The 25300-nt window shown below is 40.4% G+C and carries 18 protein-coding genes; 12 read left to right on the top strand and 6 right to left on the bottom strand.

Going from position 1 to position 25300, the window contains the following annotated elements; translation table 11 throughout:
- Window positions 1–56: 56 nt before the first annotated feature.
- The 4 genes from IPJ09_20050 to IPJ09_20065 all read left to right on the top strand — a co-directional run bounded on the left by IPJ09_20050 (window position 57) and on the right by IPJ09_20065 (window position 7102).
- Complete coding sequence (locus IPJ09_20050; protein MBK7373684.1) at window positions 57–689, top strand: hypothetical protein; 633 nt, start codon at window positions 57–59, stop codon at window positions 687–689.
- 107 nt (window positions 690–796) lie between these two features.
- Window positions 797–1894 carry a DUF2911 domain-containing protein gene (locus tag IPJ09_20055; protein MBK7373685.1) on the top strand — a complete coding sequence of 366 codons (1098 nt, stop codon included), beginning with the start codon at window positions 797–799 and terminating at the stop codon, window positions 1892–1894.
- 309 nt (window positions 1895–2203) lie between these two features.
- Window positions 2204–4585: an ABC transporter permease gene (locus tag IPJ09_20060; protein MBK7373686.1), complete on the top strand. Its 2382-nt coding sequence runs from the start codon at window positions 2204–2206 to the stop codon at window positions 4583–4585.
- A gap of 135 nt (window positions 4586–4720) precedes the next feature.
- Complete coding sequence (locus IPJ09_20065) at window positions 4721–7102, top strand: ABC transporter permease (protein MBK7373687.1); 2382 nt, start codon at window positions 4721–4723, stop codon at window positions 7100–7102.
- A gap of 117 nt (window positions 7103–7219) precedes the next feature.
- Here IPJ09_20065 and IPJ09_20070 read toward each other — a convergent pair whose 3' ends face one another.
- The 3 genes from IPJ09_20070 to IPJ09_20080 all read right to left on the bottom strand — a co-directional run bounded on the left by IPJ09_20070 (window position 7220) and on the right by IPJ09_20080 (window position 8912).
- Entirely contained in the window at window positions 7220–7438 is a 219-nt protein-coding gene (locus IPJ09_20070; GenBank protein ID MBK7373688.1) for a hypothetical protein, read from the bottom strand.
- Between the two features lie 132 nt (window positions 7439–7570).
- The gene (locus IPJ09_20075) at window positions 7571–7747 is read right to left on the bottom strand and encodes a lmo0937 family membrane protein (protein ID MBK7373689.1); all 177 of its coding nucleotides are present in this window, start codon (window positions 7745–7747) and stop codon (window positions 7571–7573) included.
- Complete coding sequence (locus IPJ09_20080; GenBank protein MBK7373690.1) at window positions 7737–8912, bottom strand: ISL3 family transposase; 1176 nt, start codon at window positions 8910–8912, stop codon at window positions 7737–7739. Before IPJ09_20080 ends, IPJ09_20075 begins: the two co-directional genes overlap by 11 nt.
- Window positions 8913–9079: 167 nt before the next feature.
- On the opposite strand from IPJ09_20080, the gene IPJ09_20085 reads away from it, so the two are divergent.
- The 3 genes from IPJ09_20085 (at window position 9080) to IPJ09_20095 (ending at window position 13279) form a co-directional block, all read left to right on the top strand.
- Window positions 9080–10525, top strand: a complete 1446-nt coding sequence (locus IPJ09_20085; protein MBK7373691.1) for a GntP family permease — start codon at window positions 9080–9082, stop codon at window positions 10523–10525.
- A 77-nt stretch (window positions 10526–10602) separates the two neighbouring features.
- Window positions 10603–11712 carry a mannonate dehydratase gene (locus IPJ09_20090; GenBank protein ID MBK7373692.1) on the top strand — a complete coding sequence of 370 codons (1110 nt, stop codon included), beginning with the start codon at window positions 10603–10605 and terminating at the stop codon, window positions 11710–11712.
- 259 nt (window positions 11713–11971) lie between these two features.
- Window positions 11972–13279, top strand: a complete 1308-nt coding sequence (locus tag IPJ09_20095; protein ID MBK7373693.1) for a glucarate dehydratase — start codon at window positions 11972–11974, stop codon at window positions 13277–13279.
- 232 nt (window positions 13280–13511) lie between these two features.
- On the opposite strand, the gene IPJ09_20100 is transcribed toward IPJ09_20095, so the two are convergent.
- Entirely contained in the window at window positions 13512–14435 is a 924-nt protein-coding gene (locus IPJ09_20100) for a 5-dehydro-4-deoxyglucarate dehydratase (protein MBK7373694.1), read from the bottom strand.
- 294 nt (window positions 14436–14729) lie between these two features.
- A complete protein-coding gene (locus tag IPJ09_20105; GenBank protein ID MBK7373695.1) occupies window positions 14730–16139 on the bottom strand; it encodes a T9SS type A sorting domain-containing protein in 1410 nt (469 codons plus the stop codon).
- A gap of 476 nt (window positions 16140–16615) precedes the next feature.
- Here IPJ09_20105 and IPJ09_20110 point away from each other — a divergent pair, with 476 nt between their 5' ends.
- From IPJ09_20110 to IPJ09_20125, 4 genes are all read left to right on the top strand, one after another.
- Window positions 16616–18985: an ABC transporter permease gene (locus IPJ09_20110; protein MBK7373696.1), complete on the top strand. Its 2370-nt coding sequence runs from the start codon at window positions 16616–16618 to the stop codon at window positions 18983–18985.
- A gap of 552 nt (window positions 18986–19537) precedes the next feature.
- A complete protein-coding gene (locus tag IPJ09_20115; GenBank protein ID MBK7373697.1) occupies window positions 19538–19897 on the top strand; it encodes a hypothetical protein in 360 nt (119 codons plus the stop codon).
- 150 nt (window positions 19898–20047) lie between these two features.
- Complete coding sequence (locus tag IPJ09_20120; GenBank protein MBK7373698.1) at window positions 20048–21166, top strand: Gfo/Idh/MocA family oxidoreductase; 1119 nt, start codon at window positions 20048–20050, stop codon at window positions 21164–21166.
- The gene (locus tag IPJ09_20125) at window positions 21117–22109 is read left to right on the top strand and encodes a glycoside hydrolase family 16 protein (protein ID MBK7373699.1); all 993 of its coding nucleotides are present in this window, start codon (window positions 21117–21119) and stop codon (window positions 22107–22109) included. Before IPJ09_20120 ends, IPJ09_20125 begins: the two co-directional genes overlap by 50 nt.
- Before the next feature lie 57 nt (window positions 22110–22166).
- Here the strand turns inward: IPJ09_20125 and IPJ09_20130 are convergent, their stop codons facing one another.
- A complete protein-coding gene (locus tag IPJ09_20130) occupies window positions 22167–22607 on the bottom strand; it encodes a GNAT family N-acetyltransferase (GenBank protein ID MBK7373700.1) in 441 nt (146 codons plus the stop codon).
- Window positions 22608–22886: 279 nt separating this feature from the next.
- Between IPJ09_20130 and IPJ09_20135 the strand changes: the two genes are divergently transcribed.
- Window positions 22887–25259, top strand: a complete 2373-nt coding sequence (locus IPJ09_20135; GenBank protein MBK7373701.1) for an ABC transporter permease — start codon at window positions 22887–22889, stop codon at window positions 25257–25259.
- Window positions 25260–25300 lie beyond the last annotated feature (41 nt).

A 25300-nucleotide genomic window follows, 5' to 3' on the forward strand; every position in this document is an offset into this window, starting at 1 on the left:
GGTATTATTGTCTGGCAAAGGGTAGGGTACATGCTTATAAGTAAATTTTGCAACCAATGAAGTTATTAAGCAGGATAATTTGTCCATTGATTTATTTTGGTGTAGTATTTTCCGACTCCGGTTTACTGGCACAAAAATTTGATGGCCTGTATTTCGGACTGACTGTAGGACTCCAAAATGTCGTTGGCGGTTCGCTGGTCAATGGTAAAGATCTACTGGCCAGGGATACGCGCCCAACTTTGGATTTGAATGTGGGCTATCGGTTTCAGGTTTGTAATAAAAGATTAGTATTGGGACCGGAGATAAGTTTTGGAATTGTCCGGGGTAACCTGGAGTATGATGATCCGACTCAAGGAATTAATGTTCAATATCGAAATCATACGCAACGGTCTTTGGGTGGTATTATAGGATTGGTCATAGGATCTGACAAGAATTCATTGGTTTATGTGTACACCAATGAAATAAAAAGACAATTTGATGTGACCATTATCGACAGTTTTGGTTCATACAAGCAGAAAGATAAACAGGGTATGTTACGTTATGGTGGAGGGTTTAAATTTCCTTTGGGTACTGACATTCACCTGAGAACTTCAGTGGGTTCCGGGAGAGCTGATTTTGGTGATCAGATCACGAATATACAGGTAAATAATAAATTGGATTTTATGAGTGGAGTTGTTTTGCAGTTTTGAAAAAGACGATCCTGATACAGTCGGCAGGTTTCAAAATCACCCATATGGGGTTATAATTTGTATCGAAGGGAGTACTAATTTGCAGGACATTCCTAAATCAATGTAATATGACTTTCGTAAAAATCAAATATTCAACCCTGGCGCTTTGTACCTCACTAATTGTCCTGTTTTCATCGCTTGTAACCGGACAAAACATTACGGCTCCGAGAGCGGCGAGTCCTGCAGCTGCTGTCTCCCAGACCATCGGTATTTCAGAAGTAAAGATTAATTATTCAAGACCCGCTGTCAAAGGCAGAGAAATTTGGGGTAAACTCGTGCCTTATGGTTACAACGTTCAAAATTTTGGCGCTAAAAATCCGGCTCCCTGGAGGGCTGGAGCCAATGAAAATACGACCATCGAATTTTCACATGATGTCAGGGTAGAAGGACAACCGGTTCCGAAAGGCATCTATGGTTTGTTTTTTGTAATAAATCAGGATAACACGGGCGAAGTAATTTTATCAAAAGATTATCGGTCCTGGGGTAGTTTTTGGTATGACCCTGCGCATGACCAGATGCATGCTAAAATTTCAGTTAAAGATCATACTGCTACAGCAATCCTTACGTATGATTTTATCAACCTGTCCAAAAACACTGGTGACCTGGTGCTTAACTGGGAGAATAAACAATTTCCTGTAAAAATAGAATTCGCAGTAAATGATATTGTCATGGCCAATGCAGCGGAAGAATTAAAAGGTCCTACGGGATTTAGCTGGCAGGGATTCGAGAGTGCCGCTCATTATGCGCTCAATGAAAAAGTAAATTTGGAGACTGCCTTGGTATGGAATGAAAAGGCCGTTTCGCAAAATAAAAGTTTTAATACGCTTAACACCCGATCTGGTTTATTAAAAGCCTTAGGCAAAAAGGAAGAGGCTGACAAAATCATGGCAGATGCTTTACCATTTGCTACTGAAAACGATTTGAATAATTATGGTTACCAACTAATAAACGAACAAAGACTAGATAAAGCCGTAGAAATCTTTATACTGAATACTCAAAAATATCCTACCTCTGCCAATGGCTGGGACAGCTTAGGGGAAGCTTATGCTCTAAAGGGTGATAAAGAAAATGCGATAAAAAATTTTAAAAAATCACTTTCATTAAACCCTCCTGCCGGAACTAAAGCAAATTCAGAGAAATATTTGAAACAATTGGGAGCAAAGTAATTGGTCTCTTGAATGTTCAAATTCTACCCGGTATTATCATTTTGATGATTCGATAGAGCACGCAGCTAATAAGTTAGACTATCGACTAAGGAGCATGTTAGTCATTGCTCCGTATCTATTATTTACTGAATGAACTGCCATAGGTACTACTTTTTCTAACATTATTGGTTTGCTTCTATTTTGATTCATTTATTGTACGTTTTCGTACACTTAAACATATAGCCGTATTGAATAAACAGCAGAAGGTCAACGAGTTGCGCTTTTGGTATGGTTGATGATTTCTTTAAACGGAATGAATAAACTATTGCCATGATCAACCATTACATACTGATTGCTTTCAGAAATATTATCAGACATTCGGGTTCCTTTTTTATCAATTTGCTTGGACTTTCTACCGGTCTTGCTTGCACTATACTGATCTTTTTATGGGTTTCTGACGAAAGAGGTATGGACAAATTTCATGTCAACGATGCGCAATTGTATCAGGTCATGGAAGTCAGCAAGGAGAATGATAAGATCTTCGTAAAACCGCATACACAGGGGCTCTTAGCCGAAACCATGGCTAAAGATTTGCCGGAAATCGAGCGGGCCACCACTTTTTTTTCCCTGGTAAATGAAGGATATACTATCAACTTCAAAACCGACGACGGTAAAGTGACCAAAGCCGGCGGTGTGTGGGCAGATCAAGAGTTTTTCAATATGTTTTCTTATAAATTAAACTCAGGTCTTCCTAACGAGGTGTTGAAGGATAAAAACGCTGTCGTAATCTCCAGCAGCCTGGCCAAAGCGATGTATAAAGCCGGAGAGGATCCAATCGGTAAACGCATTGAGTGGGAAGCATTAGGCAGGAAATATACTGCACAGGTCAGTGGAATCATGGCAGATGTGCCTGATCAAAGCACACAAAAGTTTGACTTTGTCATGACAAAAGAATCGCTATTCGAACTCGTGCCCAATTTTACCAAGTGGTACAATGAAGGAACAAATACTTTTCTCCAGCTCAAAGCAGGGACCAATGTAGACGCTTTTAATGCTAAAATCAAAGACTTTCTCAAGACTTACCATAAAGACAATTTATTTTCATTATTTGTAAGGCCGTATTCCAGTGGATATCTGTATGGGAAATATGAAAACGGGGTATTGGCCGGGGGCAGAATAGGGTATGTCAGGTTATTCTCTCTCATTGCTTTTTTTATTTTATTGATCGCCTGCATCAATTTTATGAATCTTTCTACTGCCAAAGCAAGTAGAAGGCAAAAAGAGGTGGGGATTAAGAAGGCAGTAGGATCTACCCGGGTAGCATTGATCGGTCAGTTCCTGGCAGAGTCTGTGATGATCAGTATTTTTTCATTACTCGCTGCAGTTGTGATGGTTCAATTATTCCTGCCACCATTTAATGAGATCACCGGCAAAGATTTATCATTACATCTTAATACAAACAACTTACTTTTATTAACCGGAGCCACTGTATTCACCGGCCTGGTGTCAGGTAGTTATCCTGCGCTGTATTTATCCGGATTTAATGTGATATCCATTTTTAAAGGAAAACTAAAAAATTCGCTGGGTGAATTATTAGCCAGAAAGGGCCTGGTAGTATTTCAATTTGCAGTCTCTCTTTTATTAATCATTGCTGTGGCGGTTATTTACCAGCAAATGAAATTGATTCAAAACATGAATCTTGGCTATGATAAAGATAATGTGGTATATTTTGATCGTGAGGCAAATCTTGTCGAAAACGCTTCTTCCTTCCTGCAAAAACTTCGGATGCTTCCCGGAGTCATTCATGCCTCAGCCTTAAACGGTGGAGTAGCATCTTCAAATGACAATTCCACGACCTATGGTATAAGTTGGCCCGGTAAACCAGCAAACAATGTTACCAATTTTTCTGATAGATCTGTGGATATAGGGCTGTTAGAAACGTTGAATATAGAAATGAAAGAAGGCCGAAGCTTCTCAGAAAAATTTGGTGCTGACAGCAATAAACTGATATTTAACGAAACAGCGATCAAGGCCATGAATCTACAAGATCCAATTGGAACCCCAATCACCATGTGGAACAAATCGTATACGATAGTTGGTGTAGTGAAGGACTTTCATTTACAATCAATTCATGAGGTGATCCCGCCGATGGTCTTCCGTTATGCACCCGAAGAAACATCGCAGTTTATGGTAAAAATAAAGTCGGGTAGTGAAAAAAATACTTTGGCTCAGATTGAAAATCTTTACAAAGAATACAATGCCGGGTATCCATTTAATTATGCATTTCTCGATGAACGATATCAGGCATTGTACCTGGCTGAACAAAGAGTCTCCACCTTATCAAAATATTTTGCAGGTTTAGCGATCCTGATTTCTTGCCTCGGACTGTTTGGCCTGGCCACTTTTAATGCAGAGATCCGTGCAAAAGAAATGAGTATAAGAAAAGTATTGGGTGCCAGCATATCATCGGTAGTGTATTTATTGTCTAAAGATTTTATGAAGCTGGCTCTTATAGCAGTCATCATTGCTTTTCCGCTTGGCTGGTGGGCTATGAATAAATGGCTGGAAGGATTTGTCTATAAAGTGGAGATAGGACCGTATATTTTTGTTATTTCTTTTGCATTAATCCTGGTCATTACCATGGTCACTGTTGGGTACCAGGCTGTAAAAGCAGCCATTGCTAATCCTATACAGGCATTAAGAACCGAATAGCTTTGACAGGCTCAGCCGCAATACGTTATGCTCAATTTCGACAAGCACATTGAATAAAAAGTGAATCAAAATCTGAATCAAAAAAGTCAATAATCAGCTACAATCTCTGAAAGCTGATTCATAAATCTAAAAAATATGTTTACGAATTATTTAAAAATCGCCTGGAGGAACCTGGTAAAAAACAGAGGGTATACAGCGATTAATATTACAGGTCTTGCAGTGGGCCTGGCAGTAGCTATGCTCATAGGTCTGTGGATCCGGTTTGAATATAGTTTCGGAAGAGAACATGCCAATATGGATCAAATCTATAACGTGGTTACCAATGGAATAGACAGCAAGTCAGGATTTAAATATACTACGCATGCTACTCCTTTGCCGCTGTATGTAGCGTGCAAGGACCAAATCCCTGAAGTTAAATATTCGGCAATCGTCAATTGGGGTGGCAATAATGGACTAATGGTAAAGGATAAAAAACTGATTAGAAATGGTACGGAGGTATCCAAAGATTTTTTTAAAATATTCCGATTTAAATTTCTGCAAGGAGACCCTAATACCGCTTTAAATGACCCGGAAGCCATAGTCCTTACAAAAGGTACGGCACAGGATTTGTTTGGCCATCAGGATGTCGTAGGACAGTATGTGAAGTGGAATAATGCAGACGAATTAAAGATAACCGGCATCATAGAGGATATTTCTAATGATACCTACTTTGGGGAGCGCGATTATTTTATGGCTTACCAGCATTTTGAAAACCAGGAGCCCTGGGTGCAATATGCTAAAAATGATTGGGGTAGTTACTCCTGTATTACTTATGTGGAATTGATGGCCGGGGCCGGGAAAGATCAGGTTTTGCCTAAAATAAGGAATTTAATACAGACAAATTATAAAGAGACTAAGAACGAAGTAGGCCTGTACCCGATGTCTCAGTGGCGCCTTTATAATGAATTTGACAATTGGGAAGCCAGTGCAGGCCGCATTGTTTATGTGCGGATGTTTGGTATCATTGGTATACTGGTATTATTGCTTGCCTGCATTAATTTTATGAACCTGAGTACTGCTCAAAGTATTAAGAAAGCAAAAGAAATCGGGGTAAGGAAAGCCATTGGTTCTCTAAGACATCAACTTATAGGCCAGTTTTTAGTAGAGGCTGTTTTCATGTCTTCCATTGCAATGGTAGTTTCAATTTTAATTTTGATGATTCTGCTGCCAGCGTTTAATACCATACTCCAGGTAGGCGTTAGCATTCCTGTTCAAAGTCCGGGCTTTTGGATGGTTGTCATCCTGGTGGTGCTGGGTACAGGTCTGATGGCCGGCAGTTATCCTTCTTTTTACTTATCATCTATTTCGAGTATAAAAGCCTTAAAAGGTAAATTTATATCCCCCGGCACAGCCATCAGCCCCAGAAGGGTATTGGTGGTGGTCCAGTTTGTCGCATCCATCGGGCTTATTATTAGTACACTGACTATTTATAAGCAAATTCAATACACCAAAAGCAGGCCGACTGGTTACAATGGAGCAGGTGTCCTCGTGGTAGATATGAAGGAGGATCTGATTAAAAACTACGAAGTGTTGAAAAACGAATTGTTATCCACCGGTATTGTGGAATCTGTTACAAAATCTTCAAGCCCTGTTTACACTACACACTCCAATTCTGTTATCGAACAGTATCCCGGTAGTGTAGGGGACGACAAAGTCTCCATTGTAAATATTGCGGTCAGTCCCGATTATTTCAAAACACTGGGCATGCAGCTGCTGGAAGGAAGAGATTTTAATGCATTCAGTTTTGATGCTGACTCAGACAAGGTAATTTTAAATCAGGCAGCCAAAGAATTAATGCAATTAAAAGATCCACTTGGCAATATTTTAACAGAAAAAGGAGGTCGAAGACGGGAGGTAATTGGGGTAGTCGAAAATTCGATTATGGAAAATCCTTATGAAAAAGTGAGGGCTGCCCGTTTCATATGTGATCCGAATTGGGCAGGATACATAATGTTTCGGATTAAGGACCAGGTATCTTTTAGTAAAGTGGAAAGTTCCATCGCTTCTATATTTGACAAATACAATCCGGCCTTTCCATTTGAATACAAATTCGTCGATCAGGAATATGGAAAAAAATTCGCATTGGAAGTGACAGTGGGAAAATTGGCTTCGATATTAGCCATATTGGCGATTTTTATCTCCTGTCTTGGTTTGTTTGGACTTTCCAGTTTTGTGGCAGAACAGCGTAAAAAAGAAATAGGTGTACGCAAAGTAATAGGGGCCTCCGTATTCAATCTTTGGCAATTATTGAGTAAGGAATTCGTAGTCTTGGTTGGAATATCTAGTTTGTTGGCCGCACCAATCGCATATTATTTTATGAACGAATGGCTTCAGAAATATAGCTATCGAACCGATATGTCCTGGTGGATATTTGTTGCAGCGAGTATCGGAGCGCTGCTAATCACTTTGCTAACTGTTAGTTTTCAAGCACTCAAAGCTGCCTCAGCCAATCCAATACAATCTTTAAAATCGGAATAAACAATCGATGATCAAAATCAGGTGATCGTTATTTGGTCAAGGGATTATTCAACTATCAATCGATTCTAATTGATATGGTGCGCTTATGTATAAGATAGAAAGTTGGCAACCAAGGATTCAATTGGATGGTTGCTTAGCGCTAAGCAGAACCAGGACACCTCCAATCAACATCAATCCTACGCCAAGGTAGGGTGACCAGTCCATGCGGTGTGTTTTGTCTTTGGTGATCTCTACAGGGCCGATATCCACTACTTTTGTTTTTGTGACATATTTGAATCCTGCAAACAGAGCAAAAAGCAGACCGAGAATAAATATTGTTTTTCCTAAACTTTTCATAAATAGAATTTTACAACAAAAAGAAATTACAGGGACTTTTGAGCCCCTGCAATCTTACTAAACCTTACAATACAGACTACGCACTGTATTGTGTTATCTAATGCTGGGATTAAACTTGTCAATTTGTATCTTTCAAAGTACTTTATCACCTCTTATAATTCGTAATAAAATGACTATAACCGCTATCACCAATAATAGGTGTACTAACCCACCTGCATGATAACCCAGGAAACCAATTGCCCAGGCAATTATCAAAATTACTGCGATCAGATATAATAAATTTGGTTCTTTGCCATATTTAGTGGGTATGAAAATTTAAGCCACCGAGTTTAAAATAGATCATAGTAATGTAATTATCGATATTTCTATACCCTCTAGCCACCCTTTTAATCAATTGAATAGTTGAATTGAGTTGTTCTGCATATGCATTAGTAAAGTGTTTCCTAAAGTAGTTAGTTATTCCAGACCAATGACTTCGTAATGCGTTTAAGAACTGTTGAATTGTAACCAGTTTAGATGTTGCAGCAATTTTCATCCATTCTTTTAGATCTTGTATTGATCCTAACTGATCGGCATAATCAAATATCTGTTTAAATAATTCCTTTAATCTATAAGCCTCTCCAATTTTGGGGAAACAGATACTTAAGTAATAAATTTTTGCTTGTTGTTTTGGTGTTAATGTCTGTTCATTTCTTAGCCATAAATATTTTGTTTTTTTGAGTTCCGTTGCTTCTGATTGTTCTTGTTTACGTACTGTATCCACTGCTTTAGATAGAAGTTGTTCCAAGTGAAACCGATCATAAATTTGAATTGCATTTGGGATATATTCTAAAACAGCAGAGATGTACGATGGAGAGAAATCGGTGGTAGCATACTTTACCCCTTCTGCTTTTGATCCTCTGCTTTCCATTTCTTCAAGCCCCTCCAATACAGCTTCTTTACCTTTTCCCAAGCCAACACCGACTACTTTTTTTCGCTTGCTATCACTTAAAATACTCAAATACTGATGGCCCTTCTGTATACTTACTTCATCAATTCCTAATACCTCGACCTGCTCCAACATTTGTTCTTTCTTAGCCTGATCTACATATCGTTCAATGATCCGTCCTATCACACGACTATCTTGATCAACCATTCTACCTGCACCACTCAGACTCATTCCTTCTTTAACCAACAACATACTCATCGCTTCAAATAGCAAAGTAAAGCTACTTCCTTCCATAGCCCAGAGAACGCCTACCTGTCTGACACTTCCATCGGGGAGTCTTATCCTAGCTACGCGAGCATGAACATAACAATCGTGTTGAAAAAAGTTAACATGTCGCCAGGTTCTCTCAACAGTGTCATGTACCGGACACAAAGAATTACTTCCAGGATCATTGAACTTCCATCCAGGCTTAAAATCAATATGTATGTCTAATTGTCCACTTCCAAACTTTGAGAAATGGCTTCGTTGATATTTTAAGCTATTCATTTATAATTTCTATCCCATTGGTCTGGATAGTTGCTGCTTTTAGGAAGGGTTGTATTGAGAGGCTCATCCATGAGACTGGAATTCTAAGGTCTGATTCTTAATTATGGTTATCATTTTATATTTTAGATGTAACAAAGAAAATATTTTATAAAGTTTAATCAAAAAAGATGGGTGATCCTTTTGTGCTTCTTTTAATTGGTATGGTGATAGTCATAGGAGGGATTATAGGATTGAAGCTTCACCCATTTTTAGCGATGATATTGGCTGCTTTTGTAGTGGCTGTGCTGACTCCGACCATCAATATTGAACAATTTGGATTGGCAAAAGGCATGAGCCCTGAGTCAGCGTTAAAATTTTCTAAGCTTAATACAGGAGAGAGAGTGGCTACCGAATTTGGAAATACCTGTGGCAAAATAGGAGTCATGATTGCTTTGGCAGCTATTATAGGCAAGTGCCTGCTGGAGAGTGGGGCTGCCGAGCGCATTATCCGATCGATATTGCAATTGACTGGTATAGAGAAAGCGCCGGCTTCATTTCTGGTGAGTAGTTTTTTTATTGGGATACCAGTGTTCTTTGACACGGTGATGTTTTTGATGATGCCTTTGGTCAAAGCAATGACGGTTCGTCTTGGTAAAAACTACCTTCTGCTCCTCATGTGTATCTATGCAGGTGCCGCCATGGCCAATTCTCTTGTACCACCAGCACCCGGACCACTATTCCTGATCTCAGAACTACAGATTCCTATAGGGATGATGATGCTGTGTGGGGTAATAGTAGGTATGTTTACTATCACAGCAGGTTACTTTTTCTCTGTATGGGTCAATAAAAAGATGCCCATTGAATTAAGGGATTCGGTCGACGCTAAGATCTCCGATATCCAGCACATAGCAGACCGGGACCTTAGCCTGCTACCTTCACTGGGCATGTCACTGCTGCCATTGATTATCCCATTGATTTGCATTGGAGCGGATACTTTTTTCAGCTCTTATTTGAATAAAGTAGATCTCTCTGGTCAGTCATTTTTTTTCCAAAATATTATGCCGATCATAAAATTTGTTGGAAATAAAAATACGGCCATCTTATTGGGGGCGATAGCAGCACTGTGGGTGGTGGTGAGGCAACGTAAAGGCAATAATGAAGTGCTGAGAGGATTTGTACAGGCGGCGATTTTGAGTGGGGGTGGCATTATTTTGATCACAGCTGCTGGAGGCTCTTTTGGAGCTATGTTGCAACAAACAGGTATCAGTGCTAAAATCGCCAATCTGACGAGTGGTTATCAGTTGGCTTTGATACCCCTGGCATTTTTGATTGCCGCAGTAGTGCGCACTGCCCAGGGATCAGCTACCGTATCTTTGATCACAGCATCCGGCATTTTATCCGGTATGGCACTGCATACTGATCTTGGCTTTCACCCGGTTTATATTGGCTTGGCTATAGGATGCGGCTCTAAACTGGTGCCCTGGATGAATGATTCCGGATTTTGGATTATTTGCAGGCTGAGCAATTTGACCGAAAAAGAAGGCTTGAAAACCATTACACCCTTATTGGCCATCATGGGCCTCACAGGACTGATTGTGATTATGATTGGAGCTAAAATCTTTCCTTTGGTGTAGTGATTGTGGGTTATCGAAAATTAAAAAATTGAAATAGGTATGATTTTCACCTTAAATGTAGTACAAACTCTAATGATATGAAAAGGATAAATTTTCTCAGAACGTTGGCTGCCGGGGGCTTCGGCACTTCAGTTTTTAATCCATCAGCTTCTGCATCAATCAAACCTGTAAAAAAGGTCTTGATGAAGGTAGGTTGCCAATCAGGTGGCATAAGCGAAGAAAACCTAATGTTAAAGAGCAGGTGCGGGGTGTATCATATTGATGGGGATGCTCCTGCGACTGTCCCTGGCAAAGGCTGGGACCTGGAGGATTCGCTTAGAAAAAAGGAAGCTTGTGAGAAGTATGGCATCAGCCTGGATGCTTATCACTGGCCATTAAGTTCCTCTGGTATAGATAAACAGGTATATCCCAATATCATGTTAGGCAAAAGTCCTGAAAGAGACCGGGAGATTGAAATCCTTCAACAAATGATCACCGTGGCTGCCAGGACCGGGATCAAAGTATTGAATTATAATACCACGATTTTAAAAGTAGAAAGGACCAGTCGTACTCGTGATTTAAAACGAGGAAATGCGGAGTACAGCACCTGGAACTACCAGGAAGCCCTAAAAAGCCCTGGCGGAAAAACAATCGCTGGTGATGTGGGGATAGAAGAGATATTCGACAGGATATCCTATATGCTTGAGCGTGTCCTACCGGTAGCAGAAGAATACAAAGTCAAACTGGCCAATCATATCGCAGACCCTCCCATACCCCATGCTTACAAAGGTATCATGCGATGGAATAGCCCGGATGTGTTTAAAGGTATTAAGCGATTTGCCCAATTGAGTAACAGCCCTTATCATGGGTTTAATTTTTGTATCGGATCCATCGCTGAAGGGCTTAATGATCCTGCTGTAGAGATATTACCGATCATTAAGTGGGTAGGTGATCGCAACCAAATATTTAATGTGCATCTGCGCAATATCAAAGGCGGATACAATAATTTCCAGGAAGTATATCCTGATAATGGTGTGCTCAATTATATCAAATGTATCAGAGCCTTGCGCGATGTCGGATATGATGGTATGGTGATGCCGGATCATGTGCCCTACCATAGCGACCCAAATGCCAACAGCCAATCCTTTGCTTTTTGCTATGGCTATATCAAAGCGATCATACAGGCTGTGAGTGAAGAAAGTGTCTGACCTTGCAACATGGTATTTGAATGATTGGTCAAACAAATTCGCAATTGAAAAATGAAAATTTTTTAACTACGTTAACCAATTGGAGATTCATTTTTCCTTCAATGGCAGATGTGGAGATGAATTGTAGAATTTTAGGATAAAATGTAACCTGCTTTCTTTAAAAATGGAGATCAGCAGTCTCTCTTTGTAATAGTTCAGTGATTAATGCCTGATGAAAGTTTTATATTTGGAAAAACTTATCGCATTAAACTAACAGAACATGATCCCAGTAGTCAATAGTCCTATAATAAAGGATATCCATATTACGCCAATAGCCACGGTAGACCCACCTTTATTGAACTCAGCAGGCGTGCATGCTCCTTATGCTTTGAGAACCGTACTGGAGATCATCACCCACGATGGCATCACCGGCATCAGCGAAATACCCGGCAACAGAGATATCGACCTGGCCTTAGCAGAAGCAAGAAATATTTTGATCGGAGAAGAGGTATTCAATCTCAATAAAATCAAACAGATCCTTACTCAAAAATTTGGGGTAGAATCGACATTGGATAGAGGCCTGGCCCCATGGGATCAGCGAAAACTTGTCCATATATTCAGTGCTGTAGAGGTAGCCTGCATGGATATCATCGGTAAAGTTTGTGAGATGCCAGTGGTGGATCTTTTAGGTGGTAAAATGAGGGAGGCGGTGCCGTTTGCAGCTTATTTATTTTATAAGTACGAAGGAGCAGGCGGTGAGTTGGGCAATAGTACAGATCCAACAGCAACCGGCTGGGACGCTGCGCGTCAAAAAAGCGCCTTGAATCCTTCAGAAGTGGTCGCACAGGCTATAGCGATGTGTAAAGAATTTGGTTTTACATCCATTAAGCTTAAGGGTGGTGCCTTTTCACCGCGGGAAGAAACGGATGCTATGCTGGCTTTATTTCAGGCATTTGGTCCGGAAGTCCCATTGCGTTTTGATCCCAATGCCATTTGGAAACTGGAGACTGCCATTCAATACGGACATGAGATGGAGGGTGTATTAGAATATTTTGAAGATCCGGTAAGAGGCCAGGATAATATGGCTGCTTTGCGCAAGATTTTGAAAATGCCTCTGGCTACCAATATGTGTACTACTTCCTTTGAAGATATTCCGGGAAGTATACGATTGGGTTCGGAAGATATTATATTGAGTGATCACCATTTTTGGGGCGGACTGAGAGCTTCGATGACACTATCGGGTATATGTGATACTTTCGGTAGAGACTTGTCCATGCATTCCAATAGTCATATGGGGATATCGATGGCGGCGATGGTCCACCTGGGGGCTGCATTGCCGCGTATGCCTTATGCGCTCGACACGCACTATCCCTGGCAGTCAGAGGAAATCATTATGGGTGGTCGATTTAAGTTTGAACAAGGTGCCGTCGCTGTGCCTCAAGGGCCGGGCTTAGGCATCGAACTGGACAAAAAAGCGTTGGAAAGATTACATCAAAATTATCTCCGCTGCGGGCTCACCAAACGAGACGATGAGGTTGAAATGCGGAAATTAAATCCTGATTGGAGGTTTATGGCGGTGAGGTGGTAGCTTGGGCAAATAGGCAAATAGGCATCCCGAAACTTCGGGAGGCAATAAACAATAAGCAATAGGCAAATAGGAAATATGCTATAGATTTGAGCACAGGGCAAATAAATTCGCGTTGTGACGCAAAGTCGCGAAGTCGTGAGGAAAAGATTTTGAATGCATGAGGATTTGAGCGTGGTGCGGAAAGAACCTTGCAAGTTTGTCCGCTGGGTAGCATTTGAAAAGGTACAATCAGCTAACTTACCAATGCATTTCCATTTTCAATGATCAGCTTCAAAGCAGCTACTTCTTGTTCAGAGGGCATCACCAACGGGGCTCTTACTGCTCCTGCAGATCGGCCTATGATGGTGGCTCCAGCTTTGATCAGGCTTACGGCATAACCACTTTTCTTTGAGCGTAATCGTACGAGGGGTATATAAAAGGTGTTTAATATAAGATTGATTGTTGCTTTGTCACCCTGGCGCAGGCTTTTGTAAAAAAGATTGGCGAGTTCGGGTACAAAATTAAATGCCGCTGAGGAATAGGTATTTACTCCAATGGAAAGATAGGCTTCAGCTATAATCTCTGCGGTAGGGACACCACCGATGTAAGAGAGTCTGTTGCCTACGGTTTTGATAGTATCATTGAGATCGGCCATGTTACCTGTTCCATCTTTTAGGCCTATAAAATTGGGGCATTGATCTGCCAGCTTTTTTATGTATTCAGCATTTAATACGCCATTGGATCGGTTATAATAAATCACCGGAAGGCTGGTACGGTCCATGATGGTTTTTGCATACGCGTAGGTGCCTTCAGGGGGACATTCAGTCAGGTAGGGCGGCATTAATAACAAAGCATGAATGCCGGCTTTTTCTGCGATTTTGGCAAACTGAATGGCTTCAGGAATACTCCGGCCCACGCTTGAGATTACGGGAGCATTATCTTTCACAACCTCACAAGCAGTTTTTACTATTTGAGTATACTCTTCCATGGACAGGGAGAAAAATTCGCCGGTGCCGCCAGCCACAAATACGGAAGACACCCCATGCTGCAAAAACCAGGCGATACGCTGAGCATAAGTATCAGGATGAAAATTGCCATGGTCATCCATATCTGTGATGGGGAAAGAAAGAAGGCCATCTTCCAAAGAGACTCGTATCTGGGATAGTTGAATAGACATATATAATTGTTTTTGCGAAAGTGTTTTGAGTCAAAAGTAATTAAGGCTATCTCTAACAACCTCCTTTTGCCCGAACGGTAATTTTAATAAAATTACCAAATAAGTTCTTATAAAATCATACTTCGTTGATTTTCAGTTATCCCGTCAAGATCGACGGGACTAGCGCCTTCAACTCGCCTCGTCTAATTTTATAACAACCAATTTCTGAACAAAACTAGGTAATTAGAGATAGCCTTAATTAGTCAAATAATAAAATTTGCTGATCAGCAAGATCTGTCATCACCTTTTTAGCATCTACATCACTAAAAGTTTATTGGCCATTGAACCATGATCGCTTCTTACCACAATGGTATACATGCCTCGCGGCAGTCCCTGCACACTAAGAGGAGTCTGACCATATGGGGGATGTATACGCCGGATTAGCTGACCGTTAAAGTTGTATATCAGAATATGAACATTTTTAATTGAAGACAAATCATCTGACAAATTAATACGAAAGTCATGGTATTCTAAAACTGGATTGGGCGTGATCACAAATCTGGCTGGTATAGAAATATCCCGGGTAGCAACGGTCACTTCCGGGTTGGTGTAAAAAAAGGTTCTGTTTGATCCATGCAGACCGATAGCTGCTATTCTCGACCCGTCTTCATTGAGCGCTACCGCGTGGATGATGCCCATACTGATATTGTCATTGGGGTTAGGTATTGTTTTGGAATCGATAAACTTAGGGTCGTTGCTCAATATATCCAGCCGGAGTATCTGTGAGGTCAATAAGGATCCATTGAAGGAGCCGATCAATCTTCGGTATCCTACGATCAGATTTCCATTGGGTGCAAATTCAAGACTGGTGATCGCTCTGTCGGTAAAGGGATCATTCAACGAAGTTGCGTTCAAAGGAGTACCATTTTTTTCATCATAGGTGAGAATGGTGGCTACATAGAAAAACGGGTCCTGAGGTAAGCCTCTTACACCGACCCCAATGAAAATTTTGTCATTGGCTGCTGCGATCGAACCACCTGCCACCCCATTCCAGGTATATGTCCGCTGGCGCCATTGTATATCACCCTTGTCATCAAAATGAAAGATAGTCGCAGAGTCAGTAAAATTGTGAAAAGCAAAAGAGGTGAAGCCATTGTTTGTAGCGATCAGTCGATAAGGATATTCAAAAGCACAATCTTCACATGAATTAATAGACTTGGTCCATAGGGTATCCAATTGATCATCGATGGCGGCTAGAAAGATGTCTTCTAAGTCCATACCTTCTGCTCCTTGTGTGGCTTGCAGTATAAGGGCCCGGTCATTCCTGGCAATAGTCGGGTTGTAGATCAAGGGCGCAGACTGAGTCTTGCCGTGAAGCAAAGATCGTTGAAGTACGGAGCCTAATCCGGTATCTATGCGAAACAGTGTGATCCTGGCCAGACTATCAGTGGTGACACATTTAGTACATTCTCCGGCAGCGATGAGGGTGTTGTCTTTATCAAGGACCATATCCTTAATCTTCAATGTAGCACCAGGTGTGTAGGACAGGATTAATCTTTTTATTTCTGCACCGGTAGGAGATAGCTTCATGACGATGCCATTGTCATTCCATTCACCGGCCCACAATAGATTGCCACCAGGCAGTTGGATCATTTTCCAGGGTCTATTGATGTCTTTCCCAAGTTCTCCAAAGACCAGGGCAGTATCGTTTTGGGACCAGGTCATGTATGAAAGCAAACAAAGTATTAGTTTTAAAAAAAGCGATCTATAAATCATGGTGCATGCTTCGAATTATGAATTTACTAGTAATATAGCGATTAGCCTAATGATCAAGCTGTGTGCGCAGACATTGAATTGGGATAGAGCGTCCTGCTTAAGGGTCCTTAGGTAAATTAATTTCTAATAAAGCCATCGACAATGAAATAATCAGTCAAAAATCCACTTTTTGCCATAATTATGGCTGATTATTTGTAAATGAACATCTTGAAAGCTTGTGCTTTATAGAAGGGCGAATCGGGAACCTTATTGATTCAAGTTGATTTTAATACACCAGTGTGCGGAATCGATACAATTCAAAATCTTTGCCGTGATGTAATATATAGATAATCAGATATTTGTGATTTGGCACGGATCATGGCAGTAGTGAACTGTATTAGGCCTGTTTAACTATAATGCTAATTTCAATTTAACTATTTGTGTCCATGGTTACCAACTATTTGAAAATAGCCTGGAGGAATCTCGTCAAATATAAAGGGTACACTTTTATCAATTTAAGTGGGCTAGCGGTAGGGATGGCTTGTTGTATCCTGATTTATTTATGGATCAGTGATGAGTATAATATCGACAAATTTCACAAGTCCGGTGAACAATTGTATTCTGTACTCGAAAAACAATATCACGATGGAAGGATCGATGTGGTTTCATCCTCTCCTGGTTTGCTGGCGGATGAACTGAAAAAGGTGTTTCCCGAAGTTGAAATGGCTTGCTCGGTTGATTGGATTAATGTGCGCACATTTCAAGCAGGAGAAAAGATTATTAAAATGCCGGGCATCTATGCCGGTTCTGATTTTTTTAAAATGTTTTCATATCCCATCATTCGTGGATATACTGAGACAGCTCTGCAAGGGCCGCTCGATATTTGTATCTCCCGAAAAATGGCTAAACAATTATTTGAATCTGAAGAAGGAGCAGTGGGTAAGACTCTAAGATTTCAAAATAGCAAAGACCTTAAGATAGCTGCAGTATTTGATGATATCACCAATAACGCGACTCATCAATTTGATTTTGTGATCAATTGGGATTTCTTTTTGAAAGAAAATGGAGGGGCCAATGACTGGGAAAATAATTTTGCCAGCGCTTACATAAAAATCAGGCCAGATGCCAGTGCTCAAAAAACAGAAGCAAAGCTTGAACGATTTCTAGATGGATATAATAAAGACCAAAACGATGCTTTTTACATCAGGCTATTTCTTCAAAAATACACGGATGCATATTTATACAGCTATTTTGAAAATGGACAACAAGCTGGTGGTCGAATAGAATATGTTCGTTTATTTGGTTGGGCAGGATTATTTATTTTAATTATTGCTTGTATAAATTTTATGAATTTAGCTACTGCCCGATCTACCAAAAGAGCAAAGGAGGTAGGGTTGAGAAAAGTAATTGGAGCTAATTCAAAATCATTGATCTACCAATTTATCGGTGAATCATTCTTGATATCCTTGATTGCCTTCTTGATTGCTTTGACTATGGTGAGTTTGCTATTACCTTATTTTAACCAGCTTACACAGAAACAGATGGTAATGCCATTCGGACAGCCAATTTTTATTGTTGTATTGCTTGGCATTTTGATTCTAACAGCTGTGTTTTCAGGAATTTATCCGGCATTCTATTTAGCTTCCTTTAACCCTATTGCAATACTTAAAGGCCATCCGGGCCTCCCTGGCAAGGAGGGTGTCCTGAGAAAGGGGTTAGTTGTATTCCAGTTTGTATTGACTATTGTATTCCTGGTTGGAACAGTGGTAGTGTACAGACAATTGGATTATATTCAGCATAAGTCTTTAGGATATGATAAAGAAAACCTTTTAAACTTAAGAATAGAAGGAGAGCTTGTTAAAAAATTCAATCTATTTAAAGACCGGGCTGAAACGCTTAAAGGAATAAAATCCATATCAGCCATTTCGGAAAGACCGACCAAAATCGGAAATACTACAGGCGGTATTCATTGGCCGGGCAAGGATGAATCAGTCAACATCCAATTTGTTTGGGCATCTGTGAGTTATGATTTAATCCGGACGATGGATTTACAGCTACTGCAGGGCAATGATTTCTCAAAGGAATTGTCAACTGATTCGGTAGGTTATTTAGTGAATGAGACTGCATTGAAGCGGATCGGGTATCAGGATGCTATAGGTAAGTCATTGAGTATGTGGGGAAGATCGGGCAAAATTATAGGTGTTGTTAAAGATTTTCATTATAATTCTTTGCATCAGATCATCGAACCTTTTATCATAAGATTAGTCCCCGTGATGAGTTATGGCAAAGTCCTGGTAAGAACAGAAAAAGGTGAGACTAAAACTGCCCTGGCAGGATTAGGCAGGCTTTACAAAGAGCTAAATCCTGCATTTCCATTTGAATATGAATTTGCTGATGAAGCATATTCTAAATCGTACCGCTCTGAAGAGGTCATCAGTTCTTTGGCAAATATTTTTGCCGGTTTGACCATTTTTATTTCATGTTTAGGTCTTTTTGGACTTGCGGCATTTACGGCTGACCAGAGAATCAAAGAAATAGGTATTAGAAAGGTGCTTGGAGCCAATACTTTTAATATTATTCGATTGATGTCCGGCGATTTTATAAAATTATTAATTATAGCTTTGATTATTTCTTTTCCTTTAGCTTGGTGGGGTATGAATAAATGGCTTGAAGCTTATCCTTATAAAATAGTCATTGGCCCGGGCATTTTTGCTTTCGCGGGTATCACTATTTTGACCATTACCATATTAACCGTTAGTTTTCAGTCGATAAAAGCCGCTATGGCAAACCCTATGAAATCGTTACGAACTGAATAGCTTCGACAAGCTCCTCTTAAAATTCCAGGACAAGTTCAGCTTTATTGCAAACTCAGATATAAAATACTATTTGACTGGCTCTTAAATCTGATTCTTTAAATTTCGATAAACTCAATTTGAAATCTGAATGTATCCTGGCTGATTATCTGAAACTCCGCTGGAGGAACCTTTTCAAATACAAAATGTTTTCCTTCGTCAATATATTTGGGCGGTCAGCTTCTATGCCAGTCTATAGGTTGATCATGGTGAGATGGGTGGATCAAAAACGGTACTATCAGTTTGAGGCTTAATTTTATGATAGTGGGACAAGGCTCTGAATCGGCGACCCTGGTTTCGATTTCTGCCTTAGCACGCATGTTTAGCTTAATAGCCATCATTTTTCAAACTTATAAATTATTTGGTCAGAAACCGATAGGAACCTTAAAATAGTGTGAGACCTTATCTGTAGAACTAAAATAGTTGTTTGCGTGGCAAAATAACTTCATATTAACTTAATATAGCAAGGCCATACTTTTTATTATTCTGTGCACCTTTAGAGCATAATATTTTTTTATGAGGTATACAGGGTTGACCTTGTTATTGTTGTTTTTTATTTTGCAGGAAAGTTGCGCTTACGACACAGCTTTGCCGGATTGCCGTGCTGATCAAAATACTCCAATTAGTTTTAGATCTGATGTTTTTCCCCTCGTCAACAATACTTGTAATGAATGCCATAGTGAAAGCAATCATTCCGGAGGAATCATATTATCTGACTACCAGATGATTAAAATCTTTGTCGATAATGGTGAATTCTATAACTCTATTTATTATACGGACAATGCTATCCCCATGATGCCTATTGGTGGAAAACTGACTGCATGTGAGCTAAAAGCAATCAAATCATGGATTGATCATCAGAGTCCTGATAACTAATTTGCAGAAGGAAATAAGGTTAAATCAAACATTAGGTAAATCACTTTTAATGAACACTTTTCACAGATATTTTTGTGAGATTATTTAATCAAAAGTTGATGCATAAATCCTCTCCCTCCAGAAGGAATTAATGAATAACTTTGTTACACTATGAATAATCAACATAATTTATTAAATCTGTCCCGACGCACTTTTGTAAAGAACATGTCACTGGGTGCTTTGTCGATCCCATTAAGCACGATGACCGATCACTCTTTGTATGAGGATAAAAAGCTGGGCGTAGCCCTCGTAGGTTTAGGCCGGTACGCATTGAAACTGGCAGAGGGAATAGAGCTTTCTAAATATTGTAAATTGACCGGTATTGTCACAGGTACTCCCGCCAAAGCTGCGGAATGGAGTAAAAAATATAATCTCCCTGCAACCAGTGTCTACAATTATGAAACTTTTGATCGCATCGCAGATAATAAAAATATCGATGTGATCTACATCGTCTTGCCTAATGGGATGCATAAAGAGTATGCGCTGCGTGCAGCCAAAGCCGGAAAACATGTCATCGTTGAAAAGCCGATGGCCATCAATGCTGCGGAGAGCCTGGAGATCATTCATGCCTGCAAAAAGGAAGGAGTGAAACTTGCTGTGGGGTATCGCCTCCACTATGAACCTTATAATATGGAGATGATGAGACTGGGACAGAAAAAAATTTATGGTAAGGTACGATTGGTAGAGTCTGAGCTCGGTTATAATATGACCACCATGGATCCAGGTGACTGGCATTTCAATAAAAAGCTTTCAGGAGGAGGCTCACTGCAAAACCTGGGTGTATATTGTGTGCAGGCAGCCAGGTATATCCTTGGGGAAGAGCCTACTGCAGTCACTGCTTATTTTGGACCTAATTCAAAGCCAGAATTATTTAAAGAAGTCGAAGAGTCAGTGCACTGGACCCTGGAGTTTGCCAGTGGGGCCTTAGGACATTCGACCTGTAGTTCTGCCTACCCCCTGGATAGACTTTTTGCATCAGCCGAGCAAAATACGTTTGAACTCAACCCGGCCATCAGCTATGGACCATTTCGAGGATGGACCCGGGATGGAGAGTTTAAATTTCCTGTGACACATATGCAGCAGGTACAGATGGATGAGATGGCCAAAGTATTGCTGGCCGGAAAAGATTTTCCAGAGCATATCAGCGGTTGGGAAGGATATAAAGATGCCAAAGTGATCGATGCGATCTACCAATCTGCACAAACCGGAACGAGGGTGCTCATCAAATAAGCCCGTAAAGCAAATTAAAAAGAAAAAAAAGTCCAATCCATCTAGATCTGCTTCATTCGTTATTAATTTATTTTTTGTGTTGAAATATATTTCTGTCCTGTTATTGCTTTTTGTCTTTGGTCATATTTTTGGCCAGGGTTCACTTGCGGAGGCAGGGTTGGACACTTTCAAAGGAATGAACCTGGTCTGGCAGGACGAATTTAATCAGCCCGGGCCGCCGGATCCAACTATTTGGAGGCACGAGCAGGGATTTAAACGCAATAATGAATTGCAGTGGTATCAACCTGAGAATGCTAGTTGTCATGATGGTATACTGATTATTGAAGCAAAAAGGGTAGTGCGTCCCAACCCTACTTTTGTTGAAGACAGCAAAGATTGGCAGACAAGCCGGAGAGACATCAGCTTTACCTCCTCAAGCATTCAGACCAGGGGAGCTCAAGCATGGCTCTACGGGACCTTCGTGGTTCGTGCTCGCATAGATACCCTGGTAGGATCCTGGCCTGCCATTTGGACCCTGGGAACAGAAGGCCGATGGCCCTCGAATGGCGAGATAGATATCATGGAATTTTATAGAGTCAAAACCGTGCCTACCATTTTGGCCAATTTTGCCTGGGGTACAGAGAAAGTAAACGTTGCGAAATGGGATGATGCAAAAATACCACTCACTCACTTTACAGATAAATATCCCAACTGGGTGAATCAATATCATATCTGGAGAATGGATTGGGATGAAAACCAGGTTAGCGTATACCTGGATGATGAATTGATCAATGAAATAACCTTAAATAAAAGCATCAATCCTGATGGTACCAATCCATTTAAGCAACCTCATTACCTGCTACTCAACCTGGCGATAGGCGGCAATAACGGAGGTGCTCCAGGTATAGAAACTCATTCGATTAAATTTGAAGTAGACTATGTGCGGGTATATCAGAAAAAATAAATCTTGCTGGTTGGGCAGCGATGATGCATCTTGATAGGCTTATTCATGCACAATTTACTACTTAGAGTATACCCACTCCCAAACCTCCCCATCTTCGGGATCGTCCACTATTCCTTTAAAATGAAAATTATTTTTTTCTAATATTCGGGTCGAAAAGTTTTTTTCAGGAAGTGTGCGGGCTGTGATCAAAACTGATGGATCAGTCTCCAGCGCTTTATTCACCAAAAGCCGACATACCTGGGTTCCGATGCCTTTTTGTTGAAACCTTTCTATGGTGCCATATGCTATCTCTATTTGATTATTGAGAGGCTTTCCTTTAAATGCAGCCATAGCTACTATTTGGCCCTCCTCATCCACTGCATAATAACCAATCCATGGTGGATTATAGCCCACCTTTTTGTAAAAATCGATCGTAAAATAAAGACTGTCCTGACAATCCGGGTGATCTGCAAAGTGTTTGTTTCCCTCTATAGTCGCCAGGATAGGGATTAGCTCCATGTTGCTTTTTTTTGTAAAGGTAACCATTGAATATCATCTTGGATTTAGTAGGCTATAGCATTATTTATAAAAAAAGAAGTGTCAATACCGAGCGATACTGTCCGATATCGTACACTTCCGGGAAGAGGTTTTGTTAATAAAGTATTCATATTTAATGACTTATGTTTTTGGTATAGTTACTGGGTCTGGTTAGTTGATTGTGTAATACTAGAATCGGATAGTTGACTACATTTAAAATGTGTCTGAGTTTGTTGTCTTATTCTTCAGATTTTAAATACCATGCTCAAAAATTTCTTCTACATCGCCTTCCGCAATCTTTTTAAAAACAAGGCTTTTTCATTGATCAATATTTCCGGCCTGGCTATAGGTATGGCCGCCGCTGCGTTGATTTTTTTAGTGATTGATTATCAAAAAAGCTATGATCAGTTTCACCTTAACAGGAGTAGGATCTATGAAGCATGGAACAAAGCTCCGATCAGTGGTAAACTACATGCATGGAACACCACCCCGATGCCACTAGCCAGGGCGATGGAAAAGGATCTGCCTGAAGTAGAGAATACAGCAAGGGTAGACTGGGGATCCAATTATTTATTTTCGATTGGAGATATGAGATTAAAAGCGAAAGGCAATATCGTAGATAGTACTTTTTTAAAAATATTTACTTTCCCGATGATTCAAGGCGATGAAAGGACAGCACTTAATGGGATCTATGATTTGGTGGTGACCGCATCTTTTGCAAAGAAACTATTCGACACTGAAGATGTCATGGGTAAAATAGTCAAAATCGACAACCAGGACAATTTCACTATCACTGGAGTATTGAAAGACCTGCCGCCCAATTCCCGTTTCAATTTTGAATACCTGATACCATGGGCATACAAAGCTGCCAAAGATCAATGGGGCGGTAATTGGGGTAGTAACAATACTCGCACCTATGCATTACTTAAAGAAAACGCATCCATCGAAGCTGCCAATGAAAAAATGAAATCGATGAAGCCATTGTATGACAAGGAAGCAGATCCATCCTGGCAGATGTTTCTATATCCTTTAGATCGATGGCGGCTGTACTCCAAATTCACAAACGGCATAGAAGATGGAGGAATGATCGATTCGTTGAAAATATTTGGCATCATCGCTATTTTTTTACTTTTAATAGCCTGCATCAATTTTATGAACCTGAGCACAGCCCGAAGTGAGAAGCGGGCAAAGGAGGTTGGCATTCGTAAAGTGGTCGGTGCGCAAAGAGGATCATTGATCGGACACTTTGTTGGTGAGTCTATTTTGCTTTCATTTATTGCTGGCATATTTGCCTTGGTGATCCTATATGTTGTGATTCCTCCATTCAACCAACTGATCGAAGAAAAGCTATCTTTAAATATAGGTGATCCGCAATTTTGGCTCAAGGGGCTTGGCTTTATTTTGTTCACGGGGATTATCGCCGGATCATATCCTGCCTTTTTTATGTCTTCATTTAATCCTTCAAAAGTGTTGAAGGGCACTTTTAAAGCAGCCAATGCCCTGATCACACCTAGAAAGTTATTGGTAGTGCTACAGTTCACGTTCGCTATCATATTGATCATTTGCACCAGCATTGTAAAACAACAACTGGACCACGCCAAAGACAGAGAGAGTGGGTATGATCGTGAGAAACTCGTATATACCCGTATGGAGGGGGAGGTAGGAAAAAACTATGACCTCATCCGCAATGAATTGCTTCAGAATCAAGTGGCTTCCTCAGTCACAAAGACCAGCGCACCGATCACGCAGGGTTGGTCAGACAGTTGGGGCTATAAATGGGAAGGCAGTACTCCGGAAGATGAGAAAATAGATTTTGATCAGTTTACTGCAGATCAGGACATCGTCAAGACTACTGGCATGATCCTGATAGAAGGTCGCGATATTAATCTAAGGGATTTTGCAACTGACTCATCCGCTATGCTGATCAACGAAAGTGCGCTTAAGATTATGAAATTGAAAAATCCAATTGGACAATTAATCACAGATGGAGATAATAATAAATACCACGTGATAGGCGTCATTAAAGATTTTATCCTGGAATCACCCTTTCAACCGACTCGGCCAATGCTTATCAGTGGTACTTCTGCCAGTTGGTTCAATGTCATCCACTACAAATTAAACGCATCAAATCCTGTAGCAGACAATCTAAAAAAGGCAGAAATAATTTTTAAAAAATATAACCCGGAATATCCCTTTGAATACCAATTCGTAGATGAGGAATATAGTCTTAAATTTAAAACGGAACAAAAGATGGGGTCCATGGCTTCCTTATTCGCCGGTCTCACCATCTTTATATCCTGCCTCGGATTGTTTGGTCTGGCCACATACATGGCTGAAAACAGGATAAAAGAAATAGGTGTACGAAAAGTGCTGGGAGCTTCGGTAGCAGGCATTACTGCCTTGTTGTCAAAGGATTTTCTGAAATTGGTGATGTATTCATTTATAGTGGCTTGTCCGGTGGCATGGTGGCTGATGCGTCAATGGCTGGCCCAATACCCTTATCGTGTGGATATTCATTGGACTGTGTTTTTAATCGCTGGCCTGATGAGTATTTTGATTTCCGTACTATCTGTGAGTTATCAATCTATTAAAGCGGCTATTGCCAATCCTGCAAAATCTTTAAGAACGGAGTGAACCAGATTCAGATATCAGATTCTGAAAATTTTATAAACTCA

The organism is Saprospiraceae bacterium, assembly GCA_016709995.1.
Lineage (GTDB): Bacteria > Bacteroidota > Bacteroidia > Chitinophagales > Saprospiraceae > JADJLQ01.

Coding starts and splice junctions, on each gene's coding strand:
- IPJ09_20050 (MBK7373684.1), top strand. CDS start 57: ATGAAGTTATTAAGCAGGATAATTTGTCCATTGATTTATTTTGGTGTA.
- IPJ09_20055 (MBK7373685.1), top strand. CDS start 797: ATGACTTTCGTAAAAATCAAATATTCAACCCTGGCGCTTTGTACCTCA.
- IPJ09_20060 (MBK7373686.1), top strand. CDS start 2,204: ATGATCAACCATTACATACTGATTGCTTTCAGAAATATTATCAGACAT.
- IPJ09_20065 (MBK7373687.1), top strand. CDS start 4,721: ATGTTTACGAATTATTTAAAAATCGCCTGGAGGAACCTGGTAAAAAAC.
- IPJ09_20070 (MBK7373688.1), bottom strand. CDS start 7,438: ATGAAAAGTTTAGGAAAAACAATATTTATTCTCGGTCTGCTTTTTGCT.
- IPJ09_20080 (MBK7373690.1), bottom strand. CDS start 8,912: ATGAATAGCTTAAAATATCAACGAAGCCATTTCTCAAAGTTTGGAAGT.
- IPJ09_20085 (MBK7373691.1), top strand. CDS start 9,080: ATGGGTGATCCTTTTGTGCTTCTTTTAATTGGTATGGTGATAGTCATA.
- IPJ09_20090 (MBK7373692.1), top strand. CDS start 10,603: ATGAAAAGGATAAATTTTCTCAGAACGTTGGCTGCCGGGGGCTTCGGC.
- IPJ09_20095 (MBK7373693.1), top strand. CDS start 11,972: ATGATCCCAGTAGTCAATAGTCCTATAATAAAGGATATCCATATTACG.
- IPJ09_20100 (MBK7373694.1), bottom strand. CDS start 14,435: ATGTCTATTCAACTATCCCAGATACGAGTCTCTTTGGAAGATGGCCTT.
- IPJ09_20105 (MBK7373695.1), bottom strand. CDS start 16,139: ATGACCTGGTCCCAAAACGATACTGCCCTGGTCTTTGGAGAACTTGGG.
- IPJ09_20110 (MBK7373696.1), top strand. CDS start 16,616: ATGGTTACCAACTATTTGAAAATAGCCTGGAGGAATCTCGTCAAATAT.
- IPJ09_20115 (MBK7373697.1), top strand. CDS start 19,538: ATGAGGTATACAGGGTTGACCTTGTTATTGTTGTTTTTTATTTTGCAG.
- IPJ09_20120 (MBK7373698.1), top strand. CDS start 20,048: ATGAATAATCAACATAATTTATTAAATCTGTCCCGACGCACTTTTGTA.
- IPJ09_20125 (MBK7373699.1), top strand. CDS start 21,117: ATGCGATCTACCAATCTGCACAAACCGGAACGAGGGTGCTCATCAAAT.
- IPJ09_20130 (MBK7373700.1), bottom strand. CDS start 22,607: ATGGAGCTAATCCCTATCCTGGCGACTATAGAGGGAAACAAACACTTT.
- IPJ09_20135 (MBK7373701.1), top strand. CDS start 22,887: ATGCTCAAAAATTTCTTCTACATCGCCTTCCGCAATCTTTTTAAAAAC.